Source organism: Weizmannia sp. WK01 (genome assembly GCF_025905465.1).
GTDB lineage: Bacteria > Bacillota > Bacilli > Bacillales > Bacillaceae_C > Weizmannia > Weizmannia faecalis.
The window spans coordinates 2,756,137-2,773,769 of record NZ_CP109616.1 but is presented as its reverse complement, the minus strand read 5'-3'; the positions used below and the strand labels follow the sequence as shown (position 1 = coordinate 2,773,769).

Below are 17,633 nucleotides of genomic sequence, written 5' to 3'. Positions count from 1 at the left end.
TTCTATGAATCATTATGATCATATCCATCCTTCTAACTACTTTGGCGCCGGGATTTTCCCTCAACTACTGATATTTCTGCCATTTGTGATGCTGTTGATTTTGTATTTCTATGCTGTAATCTTTTCAAGTCGGCGTTTTAAACCATGGTCATTTTATCGAACAGTATGCTTTACTTTAAGTATTTTCTTCGTCGCTATTTCTATTACAGGACCGTTAGCAAATCGTGCGCTAGTGGATTTTAAAGCCCATATGATCTGCCATTTATTTTTAGGTATGCTGGCACCATTGCTAATGGTGTTAGCTGCACAGATGACGCTTGTTTTGCGGACGATTAGCATTCCCAATGGGAGACGTCTTACAAGGGTTTTAAGGAGCTGGCCGTCTCGCCTGTATACCCATCCCGTTGTTGCATCCTTCCTAGACATAGGAGGGCTTTGGGTTTTGTATACAACTCAATTATACGCGTTCATGCACGAAAGCATGCTTTTACATCTCTTCATCCATTTTCATGTATTTGTTGCAGGCTATCTATTTACGGTTTCAATGATTTCATTTGATCCAATGCCACACCAGGTTTCTTTTTTGTACCGCGCGATTGTATTGATTATTGCATTGGCTGGTCATGACATATTATCAAAATATATCTATGCAAACCCTCCTGTTGGAATCCCATTAGAAGATGCAAAAGTAGGGGGCATGATCATGTACTATGGGGGAGACGCTATTGACATGGTAATAATCTATATCCTTTGTTTGCAATGGTTTAAGGCAGCCCGCCCCCGCAGTTCAGCCATAAGCAACGGCAAATATGTAGATTAAAATGTGAAAAAACAATGAAGATGAATGATGATGTCCCTATTCATTTAGAAATATTCATAACAATCAGGGCTGGATCCGATAAAGTGATCCAGTCCATTTTTCTTTTTACCCTTTTTAGGGTAAAATAGTTTATATAAAAACAGTTCCTGAATCCGTGACGAAAATCTAACAAACATCGGTAATAGGTAGTTTTCCCAAGTGTGGATTTCTAGATGTAACTGATTATTCATAAAATATATCTTTGTAACTTTGGTAGGTAAATTTTTTCCTATTTCATTTATTTTAGGCACGAAAAATAAACCTGCAAATTTCCATTTTTTTGCAAGTTTTCTGGTTTATTTAGGCTTTTCTTCTTATCGCTTATTACCCTGGTTGTCTAGTAAAAGGCATCGTATAAGCGAGCAAAAGTCGGCAACCATTTGTTGGTCGCCGTCACTTTTAATTTCCATTGCCGACCTTGGTAAACAAGCTTTGAAGCCAGTGTAATCATATTCTGGATGACAGTTCGGATTCTTCTTCGTGTTGCTTTCTTTTTCAATGGTGCATCTTGTTTTTTTAAGCTTTCTTGTCCGATCAAACGAAGTAAATTATACGCAAATACACCAAAATGGAGCACAAGGCCATTCGTTTCATATTTGACCGATGGCAACCGTTCCAGATCCAGTTCTGATTTAATTTCACTGTGAAACTGTTCGCATGTGCCATGGTCATGATAGAGAGAGATCACCACATGAGGCGGCACTTCAAGATCTGTCCAGTAGGTTTCAAATTCATATTCGGGAATCAAAAAAATCTGGCCGTCTCTTGAGATGGTTCTTTCGATCACTTTAAAGACTTTTCGGATGGTTCGTATCTGGTCTTTTAATTGAATGGTTTCGGGGATGGATCCAAGGTAAACCTTCTTTCCTTCCCGTTCTTCACAGCAGATCCCATATTTTTGGGCAATATGAAGCCAGTCTTCTGCTTTTTCCTTACGAGGATTGCGTTTGATAACAAAGCTTGCATGTTCTTCCAAGAAAATGATGAGATTATCCCGGCTGTCATTTCCGGAATCAAGCCTGAAAAGCAATGGCTGATCCGTTAATCTCCTGGCAGATTGGATGGTTTCCTTGATAAAATTCGGCGTACCTTTTTGGCAGTGGTCATTTCCCTTTCGCATCTCAACATGCAGGCAGTAGCCTTCCTGCCCAATGTAACCGAACATAGGTGCATAACCGTCGCAGCCTTTATAGGTTCTTTCCACTCCTTCTTTTTTTGTTTTGGAGTTATCAAAAGGGGAGACATCCAGATCAACCGGGATATACGGCTTGTCTTTGGCGTAAACTGGGCTAATTTCCGCATTTGTATTGCGGATCAGATTCAGCGATTCTTCATGCAAGATCGCTTTCCATTTTTCCGTCAAGGCAGCTTGGTCCAGTCGCTGCCTTAAAGTCGGGCTGGAAGGAACCCTTTGGATATCCAAAGCCAGTGCAAAAAAGGCATCTTCGCGGAAGGTTTCAATATTGTCATAATCGCTTTTTCCTTGGCAAAGCAGGCCAATATAGGATTTGGCCACATCACCATTGGAACAGACGGGATTTCTGGAAATATCAGGGAGTCGATAGGCATTTAACCTGGAAGCTAAATTCGTTAGACTTAGTAAATTTCCTACTATCGCTAAACCGCTTTGGGCAACAATTCGTTCTTTCGTGGCTTCTATCACTAACTTTTTCATTAGATCACCTGAATGTGGAATGAGTTAAATTTAATGGATATGCTTATTATACTAGATTTCATGCGAATGGGTTAACGTTAAGTGAAAATTTCGTCACGGATTCAGGCAGTTTATAAATGAACTACTTCTTAAAGGTGTGAGTAAAATGGACTTAAACTATGATGACCCGAAAGTGAAGCAAGCCATGGAGATTTATCAATTATTAACGGCTATTGGCAAATTTACAGCTAAATTAGCGAAAAAGAATGCGGAAAATTTTGGCTTGTCTCTCCAACAACTATCCATCCTTAATACTTTACTCGCTTTTCCTGAATCCACACAGCAAGAGCTGGCAGAAAGGCTTGTATTATCAAAGAGTACAATAAGTGTTGGTATTGATAAATTGGTTAATATGGGTCTAATAGAAAGGAAACTCTCAACAGAAGATCGAAGGGAAGTAAAGCTACAGTTAACATTGAAAGGGGAGGAATTGGCGAAGAAATCAAGTAAGAACGCAATTCCTTATCAAGCGATGATTTACGCAATAGAAAAAATGCCTGAAGAAGATATTCAGTCTTTACTTCGTATACAGCAGGAACTTTTAAATCACCTTAATGAATATGGTTACTAAGTTATTGTCAGGCATTACTTGTGAAATTGGAAATAAGCACTACCGTGGCAATTAAAACAATAAATGAATAAGTGTATGGGTTAAAGAGAAAATCGTTGAAAAGGGGAAATCAAATGAATACAACCACTAAGAAAAAAAGAACCATTAGACTTAAAAAGGTATCACGAGCATTAGCTGTTATGATAGGCGCTTTTATAGCAGCATATGGACTCGAAACGGTATTGATCCCAAATAATGTATCGGACGGTGGGGTAACAGGCCTAAGTATCGTGGGTTCTCAATTATCTGGATTGCCCCTGGGACTTCTGATTGTAGTAATAAATATTCCGTTTGTATTTTTAGGGTATAAACAAATTGGTAAAAGCTTTGCTATTTATTCAATGATAGGTATTGCCTCACTAGCTATTGGTACAAGACTTATGCGTCCCCTGCCTGCTATTATTCAAGGTGATACATGATAATAACCGTTGTTGGGGGTATTATTATCGGATTTGGAATGGGGTTGGCGTTACGGAATGGCGGTGCATTAGACGGGATTGATATGTTAGCGGTACTACTTTCTCGAAAATTGCCTTTTGGGTCAAGTGACCTCATCTTATTTTTAAACATGTTTGTTTTTATTATTGTCGCCATAGTATTTGGCCTCCAAGGAGCAATTCTTTCTGCAATTGTCTACTTTATTGCTTCCAAAGTCATTCATATTGTTGAAGAAGGGTTAAGCGGTTCTAAAACCTTTAAAATTATCACCGATCAACCTGAATTAATGGTTGAAACCATACGTGACCGCTTGGGACGTAGTGCAACGTATAACTTGGTTGAAGGCGGTTATTCAAACGAACAATTCAAAGAAATTACATGTGTCATTAACCGATTAGAGGATAGCAAAATAAAAGAAATTATTTATGAAATTGATAAGCATGCTTTTGTAACTGTGTACGATGTTTCAGAAGTGAGGGGCGGTAACTTCAAAAAACGAAACATACATTAATTTAAATATTATCACCGATTGTCATGGTATCTTCTTGTTTCAATTGGTAATATCCTGTGATTTTTTAGATTTAAAAAACTTAAAAAGAATATGCTGATGATATAAGAGAAAAATTGGGAAGGGGTGTTGCTTTTGCAAATGATATTGGAAAACCGGTTGAAGCATCTAATCATGACTGGTGCTTCGACCGTGCGACAAGCCGTGAATATTAATCGACATGGTCGTCACCCCGGTTTTTCTTAACCGGTTCTCAAAGATTTAAGCACACTTACATTTTTCAATCCTGTAGTCTAATGGATCCAAAAATAAACCCCAAAATTAAGCCGTTAAAAATGGGGGATGTCTAAAAGATGTTTTTACCTAGAACATTACCCGCAATGTTGGCAACATCAGCGACTTCCACGTTCAAATTGGAAAGTCATGAACCTGAATCTAGGCAATATATACAGATTTAAAGCGATGGAAATTCTTCCCGAAGGCACGAAATACGATTGATTAAAAAGTGATGTTTTGTTTACAGCGGTACCTCTTAAGCCTTCGGGTTTGAAGGGTAAACATTTTATTTTGGCAGCTTTTCTGCGTGCTAAGTCTTTTCTTTTCATTCACTTAGTGAAAACCCAAGATTGCTTTTTCAACCGCTTTGGCTAATGCTTTTTTGAAAATGAGTATTCCAACAGACAGGTAAAATAAACTAGGAACGATGAGAAAAATAAAGTCACTCTATAATTTGAACAAAACAATATTACTTTTTCAGTGTTGCAAGATCAATGTCTAACCTGATTGTAATGAATTTTGGACGCGAAAAACTTAAGTTCATTTTATATCATTGAAAAAGTTATGATGCTCGTGTTGCTAACCATTATATCTTTTAGTAATTTTAATCCCCAAACAGAGGGAATCAGCTTAAATAGTGTGTGGGATTCAGCAGGTATAAACATGAGTCCAAGCAGCACGAACTGCATGATTTGTAGTTAAGTACTCATTTTTTTGTACAACAAGACCCCACCAGCTAAAGCATACCCCAGCCCCCAATAGTTGAGGGATACAAAGAAGGTTACAAAAATAATAGAAAGTATATTTTGGAAATTTAAGAATGTCTGGGTGACAATCATCATCAATAATAACAGTACAATAATTTGTACGAAATCGATGACCAACATGGCAATGGATTTTACGGTAATTACGAATAGAAATGAGTACCTCGATAGGTAAAGTTGTTCAATTGTTCCAATCTGTGTTTCTTCCTCAATTGAATCCGTTATATTTTGATAGATGGATAGGGCGAGGATCCAGATCGTAAAACTTAATATAAGGCTCTCTTTGGTATCACTACCTAGATTGAATCCCACAATCCCAGAATATCCATAGAATATGAGTAGAAACACTAGAAAGATCGTAATGCCGCCGCCTATACTGTTTGCTAAATATCTCTTAGCTAGAATGGCTTCTTTCTTTATGTATGCTTTCATCAGCAACAATTTGACCGCCCTCGCTATCGTTAATTATTTTTAAAAATAGATCCTCGAATTCTAATTGCCCGTAATGAAAGTCAATAATTTCTCCATTTTCTTTACAAAGATCTAATATTTCGATAAATTGAGATACATTTTTAAAGGAAATAATATAGGGCTTGCTGAATAAACAAAAATTCCAGATTTGACAAGGATTTTGGCCACTTTTGTCGAATATAAAGTGTAAGGATTTTATAGGAAACGTGTAAAAAACCTTGCACTTGGAGGCCGTTACGATGTACAAAAAGACTGAACATCAATTAACTTTTGTAGAAGATTTTTTTCTACCATTCGGTGGAAAATTAAATAAAGAAAATCGCTGGGTCCGTCTTGCTGAATTAATCCCTTGGTGGAAGGCTGAAGAAAAGTATGCCAAGTCCTTCAAGAAAAAGTTCAAAGGTGAAAAGGCTTATTCTGTCAGAGTTGCTCTTGGGGCTCTCTATATCAAAGAACGGCTTGGGCTATCTGACCGGGAAACAGTCGAACAGATCACGGAAAACCCGTATCTTCAGTATTTTATCGGGTTGCCTGAATTCCAGGAAAAAGCCCCATTCGATCATTCTCTGATGACTCGTTTTAGAAAACGTTTGGGTGCAAACATCATCAATGAACTGAATGAATGGATTGTTCTGGAAGAACAAGAACGCCAATCGGAAGAAGCATCTAAGGAAAATGACAACGATGATGATCACCATGATGATGACGATCATAGTAGTGGTGATCATCAACCTTCCGGTCCTGCTTCGGAAGAGAATTCAACTGGATCGGCTTCTCCTAAAACGAAGAACAAAGGAAAGCTCATTCTGGACGCAACCTGTGCACCGGCTGATATTGCTTACCCTACTGATCTGGGGCTTTTGAACGAAGCCCGTGAGAAACTGGAACATATCATTGATGTACTGCATGAACCGCACAAAGGAAAATTACCAAAGCCACGGACCTACAGAAAAAGAGCCCGCAGGGACTATCTTTCTGTCGCTAAGCAACGCAAAGCTGGAGCCCGGAAAATCCGGAAAGCTGTCGGCAAACAACTTGGATATGTGAAACGGAATCTGGAGATCATTGGAAATCTCATTTCCCAAAGCTCCCTGTCTCTTTTGAGCAAAGATGAATACCGACAACTCCTCGTGATTCATGAACTTTACCGCCAACAGGCAGAAATGTACAAAAAGAAAACACATCGGATTGACCACCGGATTGTGAGCATTTCCCAGCCGCATGTCCGTCCAATTGTGCGTGGCAAGGCAAAAGCGAACGTGGAATTCGGCTCAAAAGTCGCCATTAGCGTTGTAGATGGCTATGCCTTGATTGAGCAACTCGACTGGGAAAATTACAATGAAGGGATCACCCTTAGAGAATCTATTGAGAACTACTACAACCGGTTCGGATTTTATCCAGAAGCGATTTTAGCAGATAAAATCTACCGAAACCGTGACAACCTAGCATACTGTAAATCTCTTGGCATTCGTCTGAGTGGGCCAAGGTTGGGACGCCCATCCAAAACGGAAGACAAAACCTTAGAACGCGTGGCAAGGCAGGATGCCTCCGAACGTAATGCCGTTGAAAGCAAATTTGGCGAAGGCAAGCGCAAGTATGGGCTAGGCCTTATTCGAGCACGCCTTCAGGAGACCAGTGAAACAGTAGTAGCCCTTCAATTCCTTATAATGAATCTGGAGCGGAAGCTCAGGGTTCTTTTTTTGAAATTTTTGTACAACACTATTTTATATTTTAATAACCGTAATTTGGCTTGTATCTGACAGAATCTGATTCGTTCAGCAAGCCCTAATATATTTGATCTTTTCTTCTGTAAACGGTATGCTATGTTCTTTTAGTTCCGCTTCTAATCCATTCAAGTCCTTTACTCTAACTGTCCCCAATTTAGTATCAACCATGTTTTTAAATTCATCAATTGTTTTCTCTGCGATCAACTGTCCCTTTCGAATAATTAGGATTTTATTACAGACCTTTTCAACAAAACGCATGTTGTGAGAAGTAATGACCAATGACTTATTCATTTGAGAAGGTATTTTAGGAATCAGTTCTTCTAAATCTCTTAATGTAGATACATCTAAACCTAAAGTAGGCTCATCCAAGAGAATGATTTGTGAGTCTTCCAATAGTGCGATAAGAATAGATAATTTTTGCTGCATACCTCTGGATAAATTTTGAACCAATTCGTTTCGTTTAGAACCTAATTCAAATTCATCTATCAGCGTTTCGATTTGTTCTTTTTTCGTTTTATAATTTATCCCTTTTAACGCCAAAAAAAATTCAATATTTTCCTTAACGGTTAATTTCCAATATAAATTTCTATTACCTTCCATGATGCAAGATATAATCGGGTTCTTCTTTTTGTTTACTTTCTCGTTAATTAATATTTCTCCCTTTGTAGGATAGGTTAAGGTAGGCGATTAATTTGATAATTGTGGTTTTTCCAGCCCCGTTTGGTCCCAATAATCCAACAATTTCGTTGGAATCAATACTAAAACTTAAATTGTGTAAAGCGGTTGTTTTTTTATACATTTTTGTAACGTGATTAAACTTTATGATTTCTCCCAATGTAGCATCACCTCATTTAAAAATAGATTTGTTATCTATCTAGTTTCTCAAACTTAAATATGTCATAACCATGATTTTTATAATAATAAATGTATTTATATTATAAAGACTAATCAAATTTTAGTCAAGCGTGTGTCAAATTTTAGTTGAAGGGGTAGACGAGTGGAAAAATGGAGAGACATTCTATTTATCTAAAGACCCGGCAGTTCTGATAACTTCCATAATCAAATGCCAGCAGAAACAACTGTTCATAGGCTAATTACAACTTGGTTTGTAAACTATTAAATATGAAAACTTTCTTATCTAATCCACTCGATCCGAAATAAAAGATAATAGAGTAAAGCATCAAAAAGACTGCTTTACTCTATCTTTTTACTTGCTTACATTTGCCAAGAACTTACTTGGAGCATACGGCTGTAAATCAATATCTTCGATGGGATGATCTAAAGAAAGTTCGGCTGCCAGCTTGCCAAAATATGGACCCATGGTTAATCCTGATGCGCCTAATCCCGTCGCAATCACTAATCCTTCATATTGAGGAATGAAGCCGAGTATCGGGATATGGCTTGGCGCCATAGGTCTAAAACCGATTCTAATCTCATGAAGCGTTCCGTCGCTTAAGCCTGGGGCCACATCTAACCCTGCATTCAGAACCTCACTCACTCCTCTAGCTGTCAGGCGATAATCAAAACCCGAGCCTGTTTCTCTCGTTGCTCCTACGACAACGCGATGATCGTTGAATGCAAGAAGATAGTAACTTGTTTGCGGAAGAACGACCGGCCATTTTGAAGTATCTTCTTCCGGTAAACTAATATGGATAATTTGTCCCCTCTGCGGTTCAATCGGCAATTGTACCCCCAGCGGTTCCAATAGATATGGTGTCCATGCCCCTGTAGCTGCAATGACACGGTCTGCTGTGATCGTCTCAGATTTGGTTTTAACACCCGTCACTTTCCCTTCGACAGTGAGCAAATCTGCCTCTTCTTGTAAATATATGGCACCATGTTTCCGTGCTGCACTTAATAATGCCTTACGCATCAGACGTCCATCGACACGAGCCGCTCCCGTCACGTGTACGGCGCCATAATCTGAGGCTAGTGGCGGAAACAATTTTTGTGGTTCACCCGGCGCAAGATAAGTAATATCGCCTACTTCTGGAGTCTGTTTTTTTCTTTCTTTTATCCTTCTCTCTATCTCTTTTAATTCCTCAATATCCCTACTGACACTTAGCCCGCCAACAACGGCATAACCTAACTCCGTTTCGTCATCAGCTTCTAAGAGGGAAACGATGGTTGGATAATAGCAGGCACTGGCTTTCGACATATTGTACCAAGCTGGATCTTCTACACGGGAAAGCCATGGACAAACAATCCCTGCACCGGCTGCGGTTGCTTGTCCTTCATGTTTTTTATCGATGTTAATAACTTCCGCACCCTTTAAAGCTAAATGATAAGCAGCACTTGCTCCCACGATACCTGCTCCTAATACAACAACCTTCATTTTCATCAGTCCTTTTTTATGTGAATTAATCTATTCCACGCATCATTTGATGAATTTTTGGTGCGAAGAAGAATAAGATGATACCTAAAATCATGATCATTCCGCCTACGAGACCAAAATAGTTGAACTCGGTACTCGGTTTGAAAAGTGGCACGATCTGAGCATTAATCCCTTGAGCCGTAGCGTCGGAAATCAGCCATAAACTCATCGTTTGTGCTGAGAATGCCGCTGGTGCGAGTTTTGTTGTGGCTGATAAACCAACCGGAGACAAACACATGGCACCGACAATGACTAAGAAGTAACTTGCCACAAGCCAGAAAGGACTTGCCTTAACATCAGTACCGTATAACAGCGAGGGCAGTGTTAAGATTAAAAAAGACAGTCCGGCAAAAATGAGCCCAAAAGCAAATTTTCGCGGGGTCTTCGGTTGCCTATGTCCCATTTTGATCCAAATAAAGGCAAAGGTCGGTGCCAAAATGACTGTACAAATAGGATTCAGAGACTGAAACCAAGACGACGGAATCATAAACCCAAAAGCATTCAAGTTCGTTCTTTGGTCTGCAAATGCAGCCAACGTCGTTGATCCTTGTTCATCAATAATCCAAAAGAAAACGGAAGCAATAAATAGAAAAATATAAGCACGAATCCTAGATTTTTCTATATTTGTAGTTCTTTTACTCGTCAGCATTACAATAAAATACAAAATTGGAATAATAATCGCTACAATCGTAATGCAGTTGACAAAGAAGTGTATGGTCAAAATACCCATCTGTTGCAAGACTACTAGTAAAAGAGCTATCACAATCGCACCGCTGACGAATTTTAAAGAAAGAGTCTTAACTTCCCCACTTTTTACAGGATTCATAGGCCTGAAGGATATTTCATATAAATTTTTCTTAGCTGTTAAGAAAAAAATAATCAAGCCCAATGCCATTCCTATTGCTGCCATTCCGAAACCGAGATGATAATTCACCTTTTGTCCTAATGTTCCAACAATATAAGGTGCAATAAAAGCCCCAATATTAATGCCCATATAATATATGCTGAAACCGGCGTCCCGGCGGATATCATCTTGGGTATATAAATGTCCGACTGCATTTGAGGCATTTGGTTTGAGAAGCCCCGTTCCGACAATGATGAGAACCATTGAGATAAACAAAGCCACTACTCCGGCCGGTACAGCTAAAGCGATGTGGCCTAACATAATGAATACTCCGCCTAACAGTATAGAATGGAATGTGCCGAGCAAGCGGTCGGCCAGCCATCCTCCAATAATACCCGACATAAAGACTAAAGCCCCGTATACGGACATGATGGCGGCAGCCGTACCTTGAGACAACCCCAAGCCTCCATGTACGATTTGGTCATACATATAAAAAAGAAGAATAGCACGCATGCCATAATAAGAAAAACGTTCCCACACTTCTGTAAAAAATAACGTCGACAAACCCTTAGGGTGGCCAAAAAAACCTTTCTGCGGCGGCAAGTAGGATGGCTGGACTTTTTGGTTCTTTACAGCATTTTCGGAATCGCGCATTCTTTATTCTCCTTAATTTTGGTTTAAATTTTTAATTTCTGACATTATTAGGTAAAAATATAAAGTTATAACTTTATATTTTTATAACTTTTGATTGTAAAAATATCACTAACATTTTTTATCCAAATTCACTTACATGTTGAGACTAACTTCAATATAATAATCGACTTTATCATGACGTATGACGAACTTGGAATATTCTACAGGGACGTTTTTTTCGGTAAATGTCACCCGTTCTATAACAAAAAGGGGTGTGCCCTTTTTTATTTTTAGAAGATTAGCCTCGTAGGAATCCGAACTGATAGACGAAAAGTTGATCTTCACCTTGTCTAGACTAACCCCGTTTTGCTGAACCACGTTGTATATAAGTTCTTTTTCTGTCATTTCAGGTAAAAAGTTTCTGCACAAATCATGAACTAAAAAAGTGTGTTCTATCGCAGCAGGTTCATCATTCTCATATTTAAGGCGAATCATCTGAATAACTTGATCCTCTTTTTTCAACTTTAACTTTTCTGAAATGACATCATCAGCTTGAACAATTGAAGAATATAGCAATTTATGTGGGCTCATCTTCACTTCTTCGCTACCGAATGTCACGACATCCAAAATGCTTTTTTCTTCTGTTTTCTTCGATACAAAAGTACCTTTTCCTCTAACACGATACAGTTTGCCCTTCTTTACTAATTCCTGAACCGCTCTTTTCACAGTAATTGCACTTACGTTAAAGATGCGCGCCAATTCTTTCTCGGTAGGTATTTGAAATCCTTCTTCCCATTGGCCAATGGATATTTTTTTGTCAAGAATTTCTTGTACCTGATGATATAAAGGAGTTGGTAGATTTTTGTCGATTTGCATGCTGCTCCTCCAAAAGTTATAACTTTATAAGTTAGTATAATAACAAAAATCACAATTGTCAATATTTATTTAGGATCAGCAGTTCTGAAGAGTAAATTCATCAATTTTTAGATGTTTTATGATAAAATGACTTATCCACATTTAGAAAATTTTTCCATCTATTTTTTCTGCTTTCAAAGTCAAAAAGAGCCGAATTTGCAAATTTCTTTTTTAAAATTGTGGATAACTTCAAAAAAACCTTTTTTTACATCACATCCTTTGCTATAATATAACCATTAAGTAAACCTTACTTGTATTGGCTTACTTAAATGGGTGAAATCCTCGTCTGTTAAAATGCGTATCCGAAACGATTCCAACAGATTTGAGGATTTTTCTTTTGCCGTTTTTTTGAGTGCTTTTAAGATTGACGAATCTTTTTCAAACAGCTGTCTAATAATATCTGTTATTTGAACTAATAAATAATGATTTTTCATGGCTGTGTAGTTTTGGCTATTGGCATGTTCTATATTGTAACGATTATTTTTTTGTTCGTTAAATCCTTGATTTTCAATCTTCCAGCGGCTTCTTCCTGCAGCGATGAGTCGTTCCACGTTCTTTTTCGTGATTTTAATATCCGTTATAAATACATACTCTTTCGATTTCCCATCCTCTGTTTTCATTGTGGCCTCCATCAGATTGACCGTTCTGTCTTTGTAGGCAATATCATTCACCCAAACTAATGAATTCTGATCCTTACTTTGTTCCAGCTCTTTTATTGCCTTAAACTCCGTCGAGATACTTTTAATTCTCCCTTCCTTAAATCTGCATATATATTTCCATTTGTGCGCCCTGCACAGATTAAATACCGTTTCACATGCATAGAGACTATCTCCCAAGATACAAATCGGTAGTCTTTTAAATATTTTTTTATTTTCTTTGCCAGCCTGTCGAAGGCTTTTAATTCACAATCTTGCTTAGAAACATTTTCTGATTCATTTTCGATAAATTCGGAGGCAATACTGAAGACCATATCCCCCACGACAAGCTTGGCTTCAAGTACATGGTGCATATAAAGTACGTTCGTTTCTCCTGTTTCTTTATTTGTATATGCCCGTCTCAGGCAGTGTTTACAATGTTTCTCATGAAAGGTGTGTAATCCAGTTCCATCAATGATGACACCCCAGTACTTTCCTTCAATTCGATAAGACTCGAGAGACCTTTTTTTCAATAATTCTTTAATCATATACGTTCTAATTTTTTCTAATTCATTTACATCTAAGCCAGATAAAAAGTCGTTAATTGTATCATAATGTGGAAGTTCTTCAAGAGAATCTAAGCCTAACACCTTCCCTACATTTTTAATACATTCTTCTTTATTAAAACTCTCACTCATGTTTCTCATGGATTTTAGGCCGGTCATATTTTTCAACATCATCGTAAATAAAAGGACCTCTGGACCATAAGTGATATAGCTTTGATGTCGGTGGTCTGCTACCTTTTTTAGGTTATTCATCAGGTCTCTGAAAAAATGCTTCTGAATTTTAAGGAACTCGAAAAAATAATTTGCTTCTTTTTCACGATTTCTTTTTTCTTTTCTAGTAACCAAAATAAAAACCCCCTCAAAACAGCCAAGTTTAATTAGGGCTTGCTGAACGAATCAAATTTTAGCTTGTATTCGACTTGTCACTAAGCCATGCCAAAATATTCGTCCAGCAAGCTCTAATTATTTAAATTATTACATATTTAGCCGCATTTTTGGGGGGGGGAATAGTTAAATTATCACGAAAAATTTTTACTCCTCAGAGCTGTAGGATCAGGCACCGCGTAAACTTCCCCATAAACACGAGTCTCCCCATAAAGTGCTGGATTCAAAAAGAAATGCCCTACCTAAAACCGTTGGGGAAGTGGTGGGAGGGTTCAAGCCTTAAGCTAACCGCAAGAGATTTCCACACGACTTGGATCAGTATTACCTGTATGGGGAACATAATGACGGATTTAATGAATCTTGCTGGCAATAAGCCTAATATCCCTTTTCCGGTTAGCATCCATAGCCATAGTGTATCTAATCCAAGATTAACAACAACTGTAATGATCAATACCGCCATGCATACTCTCCAAAATCGCACGGATTTTCGATATAAAAACAAGCCGTAAATGGCACCTGACAGAAACGCAGAGAGGGTGAAACCAGGAAAATAAGCAGCTCCTCCCGAAAATAGCACCATTCCTATGATATCTGCCAATCCAGCTGTTATTCCTGCAAATAACGGTCCCAATAAGACAGCAGACAAAGCTGTAGGAATAAAAGTAAATCCAATTCGTATGATTGGTGTTTGTATGGACAAGAAACGGGTGAAAATCACTTCTAATGCAATAAAAAGACCGGCAAACACGATTTTTTTAACATTCATTGTTTAACCCCCATTATGTAAACCTACCCCATGTACAGACGTTAACATCAAATTCACAATAGTTTTATAGTTTTATTATCCTCCGCAGGGAAGATGTTGTCAATGTGAAAAAAAAGGGGGGATAAAGCGGCCGAATGCTTGATGAAACAGGGGATAGATCTGCTTCGTTATTGCCTCCTGATTGTTTGTTAAAAGCTGAAATTCTTATCCAATTCTTAAATTTTGCTTAAGGTCTTATTAAATTTTCTGACTAATATATAGTAACAAACAAGTGAAAGGGGATTGAACCGTAATGAAGTGGATAAAAGTTTTAATCGGGGTAATAGTCCTCTCCGTTGCAGGGGGAGCCGGCATTGCTGTCGGAATGAATATGAAAGAAGAACGGCCAGTCGTTTATTCAGACCCAGCCGAAACCATTTCTGCGCCAGAAGCAAAAAAAGAGGAACCTGTTGCTTCTTACACAGTTAATAAAGAAGGCGGGCAGAGCAAAACAGCTAATCCAGTCATTCGCGAAACAGAAGGCAAAGTCACTGCGCTGGATAAACAAAGCATTACCGTTTCATTTCCGTTCGGCGGAAGCGAAACATTCAAGTTGACGAATCAAACAGTAGTCGAAGATTTTTCCTTGCCGTTAAAAAAAGGCGTGCTTGTTGAATTGAAGGCGTCAGGAGAAGAAGCGGTAAAAATCGAAACAGAACGGACAATGGATGTGAAAGCTGTTATCGTATCAGACGAAAAAGAATCAATGAAGGTTGAGGCGAATGGCACAACAAAAAGCTTTACAAAGGGGCACTTCTACCGTCTTGACCGGGACGGCTACCGTGGCAGTCTAAAGGGTGTACCAGTCGAATTGGATCTTGATGAACATGATAAAATTTTATCTGCAGAACTTGATGACGAATTTCTTGATGGCTATGATGACTGACCGTGAAAATTAGGAATACACGAGTAAAAAACTGCCAAAACCCAGGCAGTTTTTTTGCAAATTATACCGGTTTGCTTTTTTGAAAAATGAATGCAGGGGATGAATCAAAGCGGAACAGGCAAGAGCAAACAGCAGGAATCCCGGCCGCCTCCGCAAGAAACCGGAGCCGTCTGGATGGATCATGAGGCATCAACCACTTTTTTAAACTGCAGGCACACCCGCGTCCCTTTTCCTTCTTCGCTTTCAATTTTAATCCCCCCGCCATGCTGGGTCATAATTGAATGGGCGATCGAAAGGCCCAGTCCGGTCCCGCCGGTTCCCCGTGTTCGCGCTTTGTCGACCCGGTAAAACCGTTCAAAGAGATGCGGCAAGTCTTCTTTTGGAATGCCGGTGCCGTGATCTATTACGGTGACCGTCACAAAATCATTATCGCTTCCCACTTCAATCTGTACGGGAAAGCGGCTGTATTTCAGTGCATTGTCCAAAAGGATGACCAGCACCTGGACAAACTTTTCTTCATTGGTCCATGCATACAGCCCGGGTGTTTCAGCTTTCACAGAAATGCTGCGGTTGGATGATTGGCTGAGCCGCTTTGCAGTTTGCCTGCAAAGATTGGCGGCATCAACCGGTTGCAACTCATACGAAACATCTTCACTACGGGCAAGCGCAAGCAGCTGCTCGGCGATCGAATTGAGTCTCCGGCTTTCATCCGAAATGGCGGCAATCCCTTCAGCCAGGATTTCGGGATCATCTTTTCCCCAGCGCCGTAACATGGCAGCATAGCTTTCAATAACCGTAAGCGGTGTTTTCAGTTCATGGGAGGCGTCATAGATAAATTGCTCCTGCTTTTTAAACATGGCCTCAAGCCGGTCAATCATGGCATTAAAGGTAAGCGCCATTTGGTACAGTTCATCGTGATGATTCAGGGCAAGCGGGATCTTTTCAAAGCGGCCGTTTTCTTCAATATCCGCCATCGTCTTCATCATCGTTGAGACCGGTTTTAAGAACAGACCGGAAGTTTTTACACCTACAAATGCGGCCAGCACAATTAAAACAGCAGAGGAGGCCAGTAAGATCGTAAGCAGCAGTCGGCTGTCTTCAAATATGTCTTCGGGGACCACGGAGAGTTCCAACATTCCAAGGTATTTTCCGTTTTCCATGATCGGATAGGAGGCCACAATAGCAGTGAAATCCTCACCTTTAATAGTACGGGTTTGGTCATCTTTCGGAAACACCGGTTTGATGGACAACAGGTCTTCTTCATCGGCTTTTACATAAACCTTTTGGTGCTGTGCATTAAATAAACGGATCATCCCTTCATCCGGTACATGCGTTTGCAATATCGGTTCCGGATCGGAAAAAAGCGCATCCACGCTGCTCACACTTTCAGCTAATTGTTCAGCACTGTTCTCCAGGCTTGTTTCCAACCGGTCTTTTGAAAAATAAAGAAACGCCAAAAATACAATGGTATTGCCGGCAAAGAGCACAATAAAAGACCAGAGAATAAGCAATGCCGAAAGTTTTTTCTTAATCGACATTAACCCGTCTCCTTCATTGTATAACCAACGCCCCTCACTGTGTGGATCAGCGCTGTTTCGTGCCCGTGGTCAATTTTTTTGCGCAAATAGCCAATATAAACATCTACAACATTCGTATCTCCCGCATATTCAAATCCCCATACTTCATTTAACAACTGTTCTCGGTTTAATACAATGCGTTTATTCTTTAACAAATAGCATAAAAGATCAAATTCCCGTTTTGTCAATTCAATCGGTTTGCCGCCTCTTGTCACCTGCCTTGTTGCCGTGTTGACAAGCAAATCGGCAAGGGCATATTCGTGTTTCTTGCTGTTTTCGGATTTGCCGGTATGGAGTGCACCCGTTCTCAGCGCGGCACGGATCCGCGCGAGCAATTCCTCAATATTGAAAGGCTTTGTAATATAGTCATTTGCACCATGGTCTAGCCCGTTCACCTTATCGAGGACAGAATTGCGGGCTGTCAGCAAAATGACCGGTGTCCGGCTGTTTCTCATACGGTAGCGCCGCAAAACCTCGAGACCGCTCAAGCAGGGGATCATCACATCCAGCAGTACCAAATCCCAATCTTCGCTTTCTAGCAGGTTGAGTGCTTGTGATCCGTTCTCTACCCAAACGGTATCATAGTGCTCATGCTGCAATTCGAGCTCCAGCACCCGTGCAATTTTCACATCGTCTTCCACAATCAT

General features: G+C 39.5%; 15 protein-coding genes and 2 pseudogenes. 5 read left to right on the top strand and 12 right to left on the bottom strand.

Going from position 1 to position 17,633, the window contains the following annotated elements; translation table 11 throughout:
* The first annotated feature begins 4 nt into the window (after positions 1 to 4).
* Positions 5 to 820, top strand: coding sequence for a cytochrome c oxidase assembly protein (locus OF158_RS13320; RefSeq protein WP_035185124.1), 816 nt, complete (start codon positions 5 to 7; stop codon positions 818 to 820).
* Between the two features lie 376 nt (positions 821 to 1,196).
* Here the strand turns inward: OF158_RS13320 and OF158_RS13315 are convergent, their stop codons facing one another.
* Positions 1,197 to 2,534: an IS1380 family transposase gene (locus OF158_RS13315; protein ID WP_080966404.1), complete on the bottom strand. Its 1,338-nt coding sequence runs from the start codon at positions 2,532 to 2,534 to the stop codon at positions 1,197 to 1,199.
* A gap of 145 nt (positions 2,535 to 2,679) precedes the next feature.
* Between OF158_RS13315 and OF158_RS13310 the strand changes: the two genes are divergently transcribed.
* Together OF158_RS13310 and OF158_RS13305 are read left to right on the top strand one after the other, a co-directional pair.
* Positions 2,680 to 3,144 (top strand): MarR family winged helix-turn-helix transcriptional regulator, encoded by a 465-nt coding sequence (locus OF158_RS13310; RefSeq protein WP_035183918.1) that lies wholly within the window; start codon positions 2,680 to 2,682, stop codon positions 3,142 to 3,144.
* A gap of 113 nt (positions 3,145 to 3,257) precedes the next feature.
* Positions 3,258 to 4,132: pseudogene (locus OF158_RS13305) on the top strand (YitT family protein).
* Between the two features lie 971 nt (positions 4,133 to 5,103).
* On the opposite strand, the gene OF158_RS13300 reads toward OF158_RS13305, so the two are convergent.
* Positions 5,104 to 5,607: a hypothetical protein gene (locus OF158_RS13300; RefSeq protein WP_035183920.1), complete on the bottom strand. Its 504-nt coding sequence runs from the start codon at positions 5,605 to 5,607 to the stop codon at positions 5,104 to 5,106.
* A 272-nt stretch (positions 5,608 to 5,879) separates the two neighbouring features.
* Between OF158_RS13300 and OF158_RS13295 the strand changes: the two genes are divergently transcribed.
* On the top strand, positions 5,880 to 7,400 hold the full coding sequence (locus OF158_RS13295; RefSeq protein WP_043052461.1) for an IS5-like element ISBco3 family transposase: 1,521 nt from the start codon (positions 5,880 to 5,882) through the stop codon (positions 7,398 to 7,400).
* Positions 7,401 to 7,415: 15 nt separating this feature from the next.
* On the opposite strand, the pseudogene OF158_RS13290 reads toward OF158_RS13295, so the two are convergent.
* From OF158_RS13290 to OF158_RS13260, 8 genes and pseudogenes are all read right to left on the bottom strand, one after another.
* A pseudogene (locus OF158_RS13290) lies at positions 7,416 to 8,033 on the bottom strand (ATP-binding cassette domain-containing protein); the annotation flags it as partial.
* Positions 8,011 to 8,166, bottom strand: a complete 156-nt coding sequence (locus tag OF158_RS17640; protein WP_367387804.1) for an ATP-binding cassette domain-containing protein — start codon at positions 8,164 to 8,166, stop codon at positions 8,011 to 8,013. The gene OF158_RS17640 and the pseudogene OF158_RS13290, both read right to left, overlap by 23 nt.
* 408 nt (positions 8,167 to 8,574) lie before the next feature.
* Positions 8,575 to 9,702: an NAD(P)/FAD-dependent oxidoreductase gene (locus OF158_RS13285; RefSeq protein WP_088775936.1), complete on the bottom strand. Its 1,128-nt coding sequence runs from the start codon at positions 9,700 to 9,702 to the stop codon at positions 8,575 to 8,577.
* Between the two features lie 25 nt (positions 9,703 to 9,727).
* Positions 9,728 to 11,239 (bottom strand): peptide MFS transporter, encoded by a 1,512-nt coding sequence (locus OF158_RS13280; protein ID WP_035185271.1) that lies wholly within the window; start codon positions 11,237 to 11,239, stop codon positions 9,728 to 9,730.
* Between the two features lie 132 nt (positions 11,240 to 11,371).
* Positions 11,372 to 12,094 carry a GntR family transcriptional regulator gene (locus OF158_RS13275; protein ID WP_035185274.1) on the bottom strand — a complete coding sequence of 241 codons (723 nt, stop codon included), beginning with the start codon at positions 12,092 to 12,094 and terminating at the stop codon, positions 11,372 to 11,374.
* Positions 12,095 to 12,369: 275 nt separating this feature from the next.
* Complete coding sequence (locus tag OF158_RS13270) at positions 12,370 to 12,753, bottom strand: hypothetical protein (RefSeq protein ID WP_368013971.1); 384 nt, start codon at positions 12,751 to 12,753, stop codon at positions 12,370 to 12,372.
* 92 nt (positions 12,754 to 12,845) lie between these two features.
* Positions 12,846 to 13,679: a transposase family protein gene (locus tag OF158_RS13265; protein ID WP_226979850.1), complete on the bottom strand. Its 834-nt coding sequence runs from the start codon at positions 13,677 to 13,679 to the stop codon at positions 12,846 to 12,848.
* 277 nt (positions 13,680 to 13,956) lie between these two features.
* Complete coding sequence (locus tag OF158_RS13260) at positions 13,957 to 14,484, bottom strand: folate family ECF transporter S component (protein WP_026684938.1); 528 nt, start codon at positions 14,482 to 14,484, stop codon at positions 13,957 to 13,959.
* A 292-nt stretch (positions 14,485 to 14,776) separates the two neighbouring features.
* On the opposite strand from OF158_RS13260, the gene OF158_RS13255 reads away from it, so the two are divergent.
* Entirely contained in the window at positions 14,777 to 15,409 is a 633-nt protein-coding gene (locus OF158_RS13255; protein ID WP_014097407.1) for a DUF5666 domain-containing protein, read from the top strand.
* A gap of 179 nt (positions 15,410 to 15,588) precedes the next feature.
* Here the strand turns inward: OF158_RS13255 and OF158_RS13250 are convergent, their stop codons facing one another.
* Positions 15,589 to 16,947: a sensor histidine kinase gene (locus tag OF158_RS13250; RefSeq protein ID WP_035184012.1), complete on the bottom strand. Its 1,359-nt coding sequence runs from the start codon at positions 16,945 to 16,947 to the stop codon at positions 15,589 to 15,591.
* Positions 16,947 to 17,633, bottom strand: a complete 687-nt coding sequence (locus tag OF158_RS13245; protein ID WP_035184018.1) for a response regulator transcription factor — start codon at positions 17,631 to 17,633, stop codon at positions 16,947 to 16,949. Before OF158_RS13245 ends, OF158_RS13250 begins: the two co-directional genes overlap by 1 nt.

Coding starts and splice junctions, on each gene's coding strand:
- OF158_RS13270 (WP_368013971.1), bottom strand. CDS start 12,753: ATGAAAACAGAGGATGGGAAATCGAAAGAGTATGTATTTATAACGGAT.
- OF158_RS13245 (WP_035184018.1), bottom strand. CDS start 17,633: ATGATTGTGGAAGACGATGTGAAAATTGCACGGGTGCTGGAGCTCGAA.
- OF158_RS13315 (WP_080966404.1), bottom strand. CDS start 2,534: ATGAAAAAGTTAGTGATAGAAGCCACGAAAGAACGAATTGTTGCCCAA.
- OF158_RS17640 (WP_367387804.1), bottom strand. CDS start 8,166: ATGTATAAAAAAACAACCGCTTTACACAATTTAAGTTTTAGTATTGAT.
- OF158_RS13280 (WP_035185271.1), bottom strand. CDS start 11,239: ATGCGCGATTCCGAAAATGCTGTAAAGAACCAAAAAGTCCAGCCATCC.
- OF158_RS13310 (WP_035183918.1), top strand. CDS start 2,680: ATGGACTTAAACTATGATGACCCGAAAGTGAAGCAAGCCATGGAGATT.
- OF158_RS13250 (WP_035184012.1), bottom strand. CDS start 16,947: ATGTCGATTAAGAAAAAACTTTCGGCATTGCTTATTCTCTGGTCTTTT.
- OF158_RS13320 (WP_035185124.1), top strand. CDS start 5: ATGAATCATTATGATCATATCCATCCTTCTAACTACTTTGGCGCCGGG.
- OF158_RS13255 (WP_014097407.1), top strand. CDS start 14,777: ATGAAGTGGATAAAAGTTTTAATCGGGGTAATAGTCCTCTCCGTTGCA.
- OF158_RS13285 (WP_088775936.1), bottom strand. CDS start 9,702: ATGAAGGTTGTTGTATTAGGAGCAGGTATCGTGGGAGCAAGTGCTGCT.
- OF158_RS13295 (WP_043052461.1), top strand. CDS start 5,880: ATGTACAAAAAGACTGAACATCAATTAACTTTTGTAGAAGATTTTTTT.
- OF158_RS13260 (WP_026684938.1), bottom strand. CDS start 14,484: ATGAATGTTAAAAAAATCGTGTTTGCCGGTCTTTTTATTGCATTAGAA.
- OF158_RS13275 (WP_035185274.1), bottom strand. CDS start 12,094: ATGCAAATCGACAAAAATCTACCAACTCCTTTATATCATCAGGTACAA.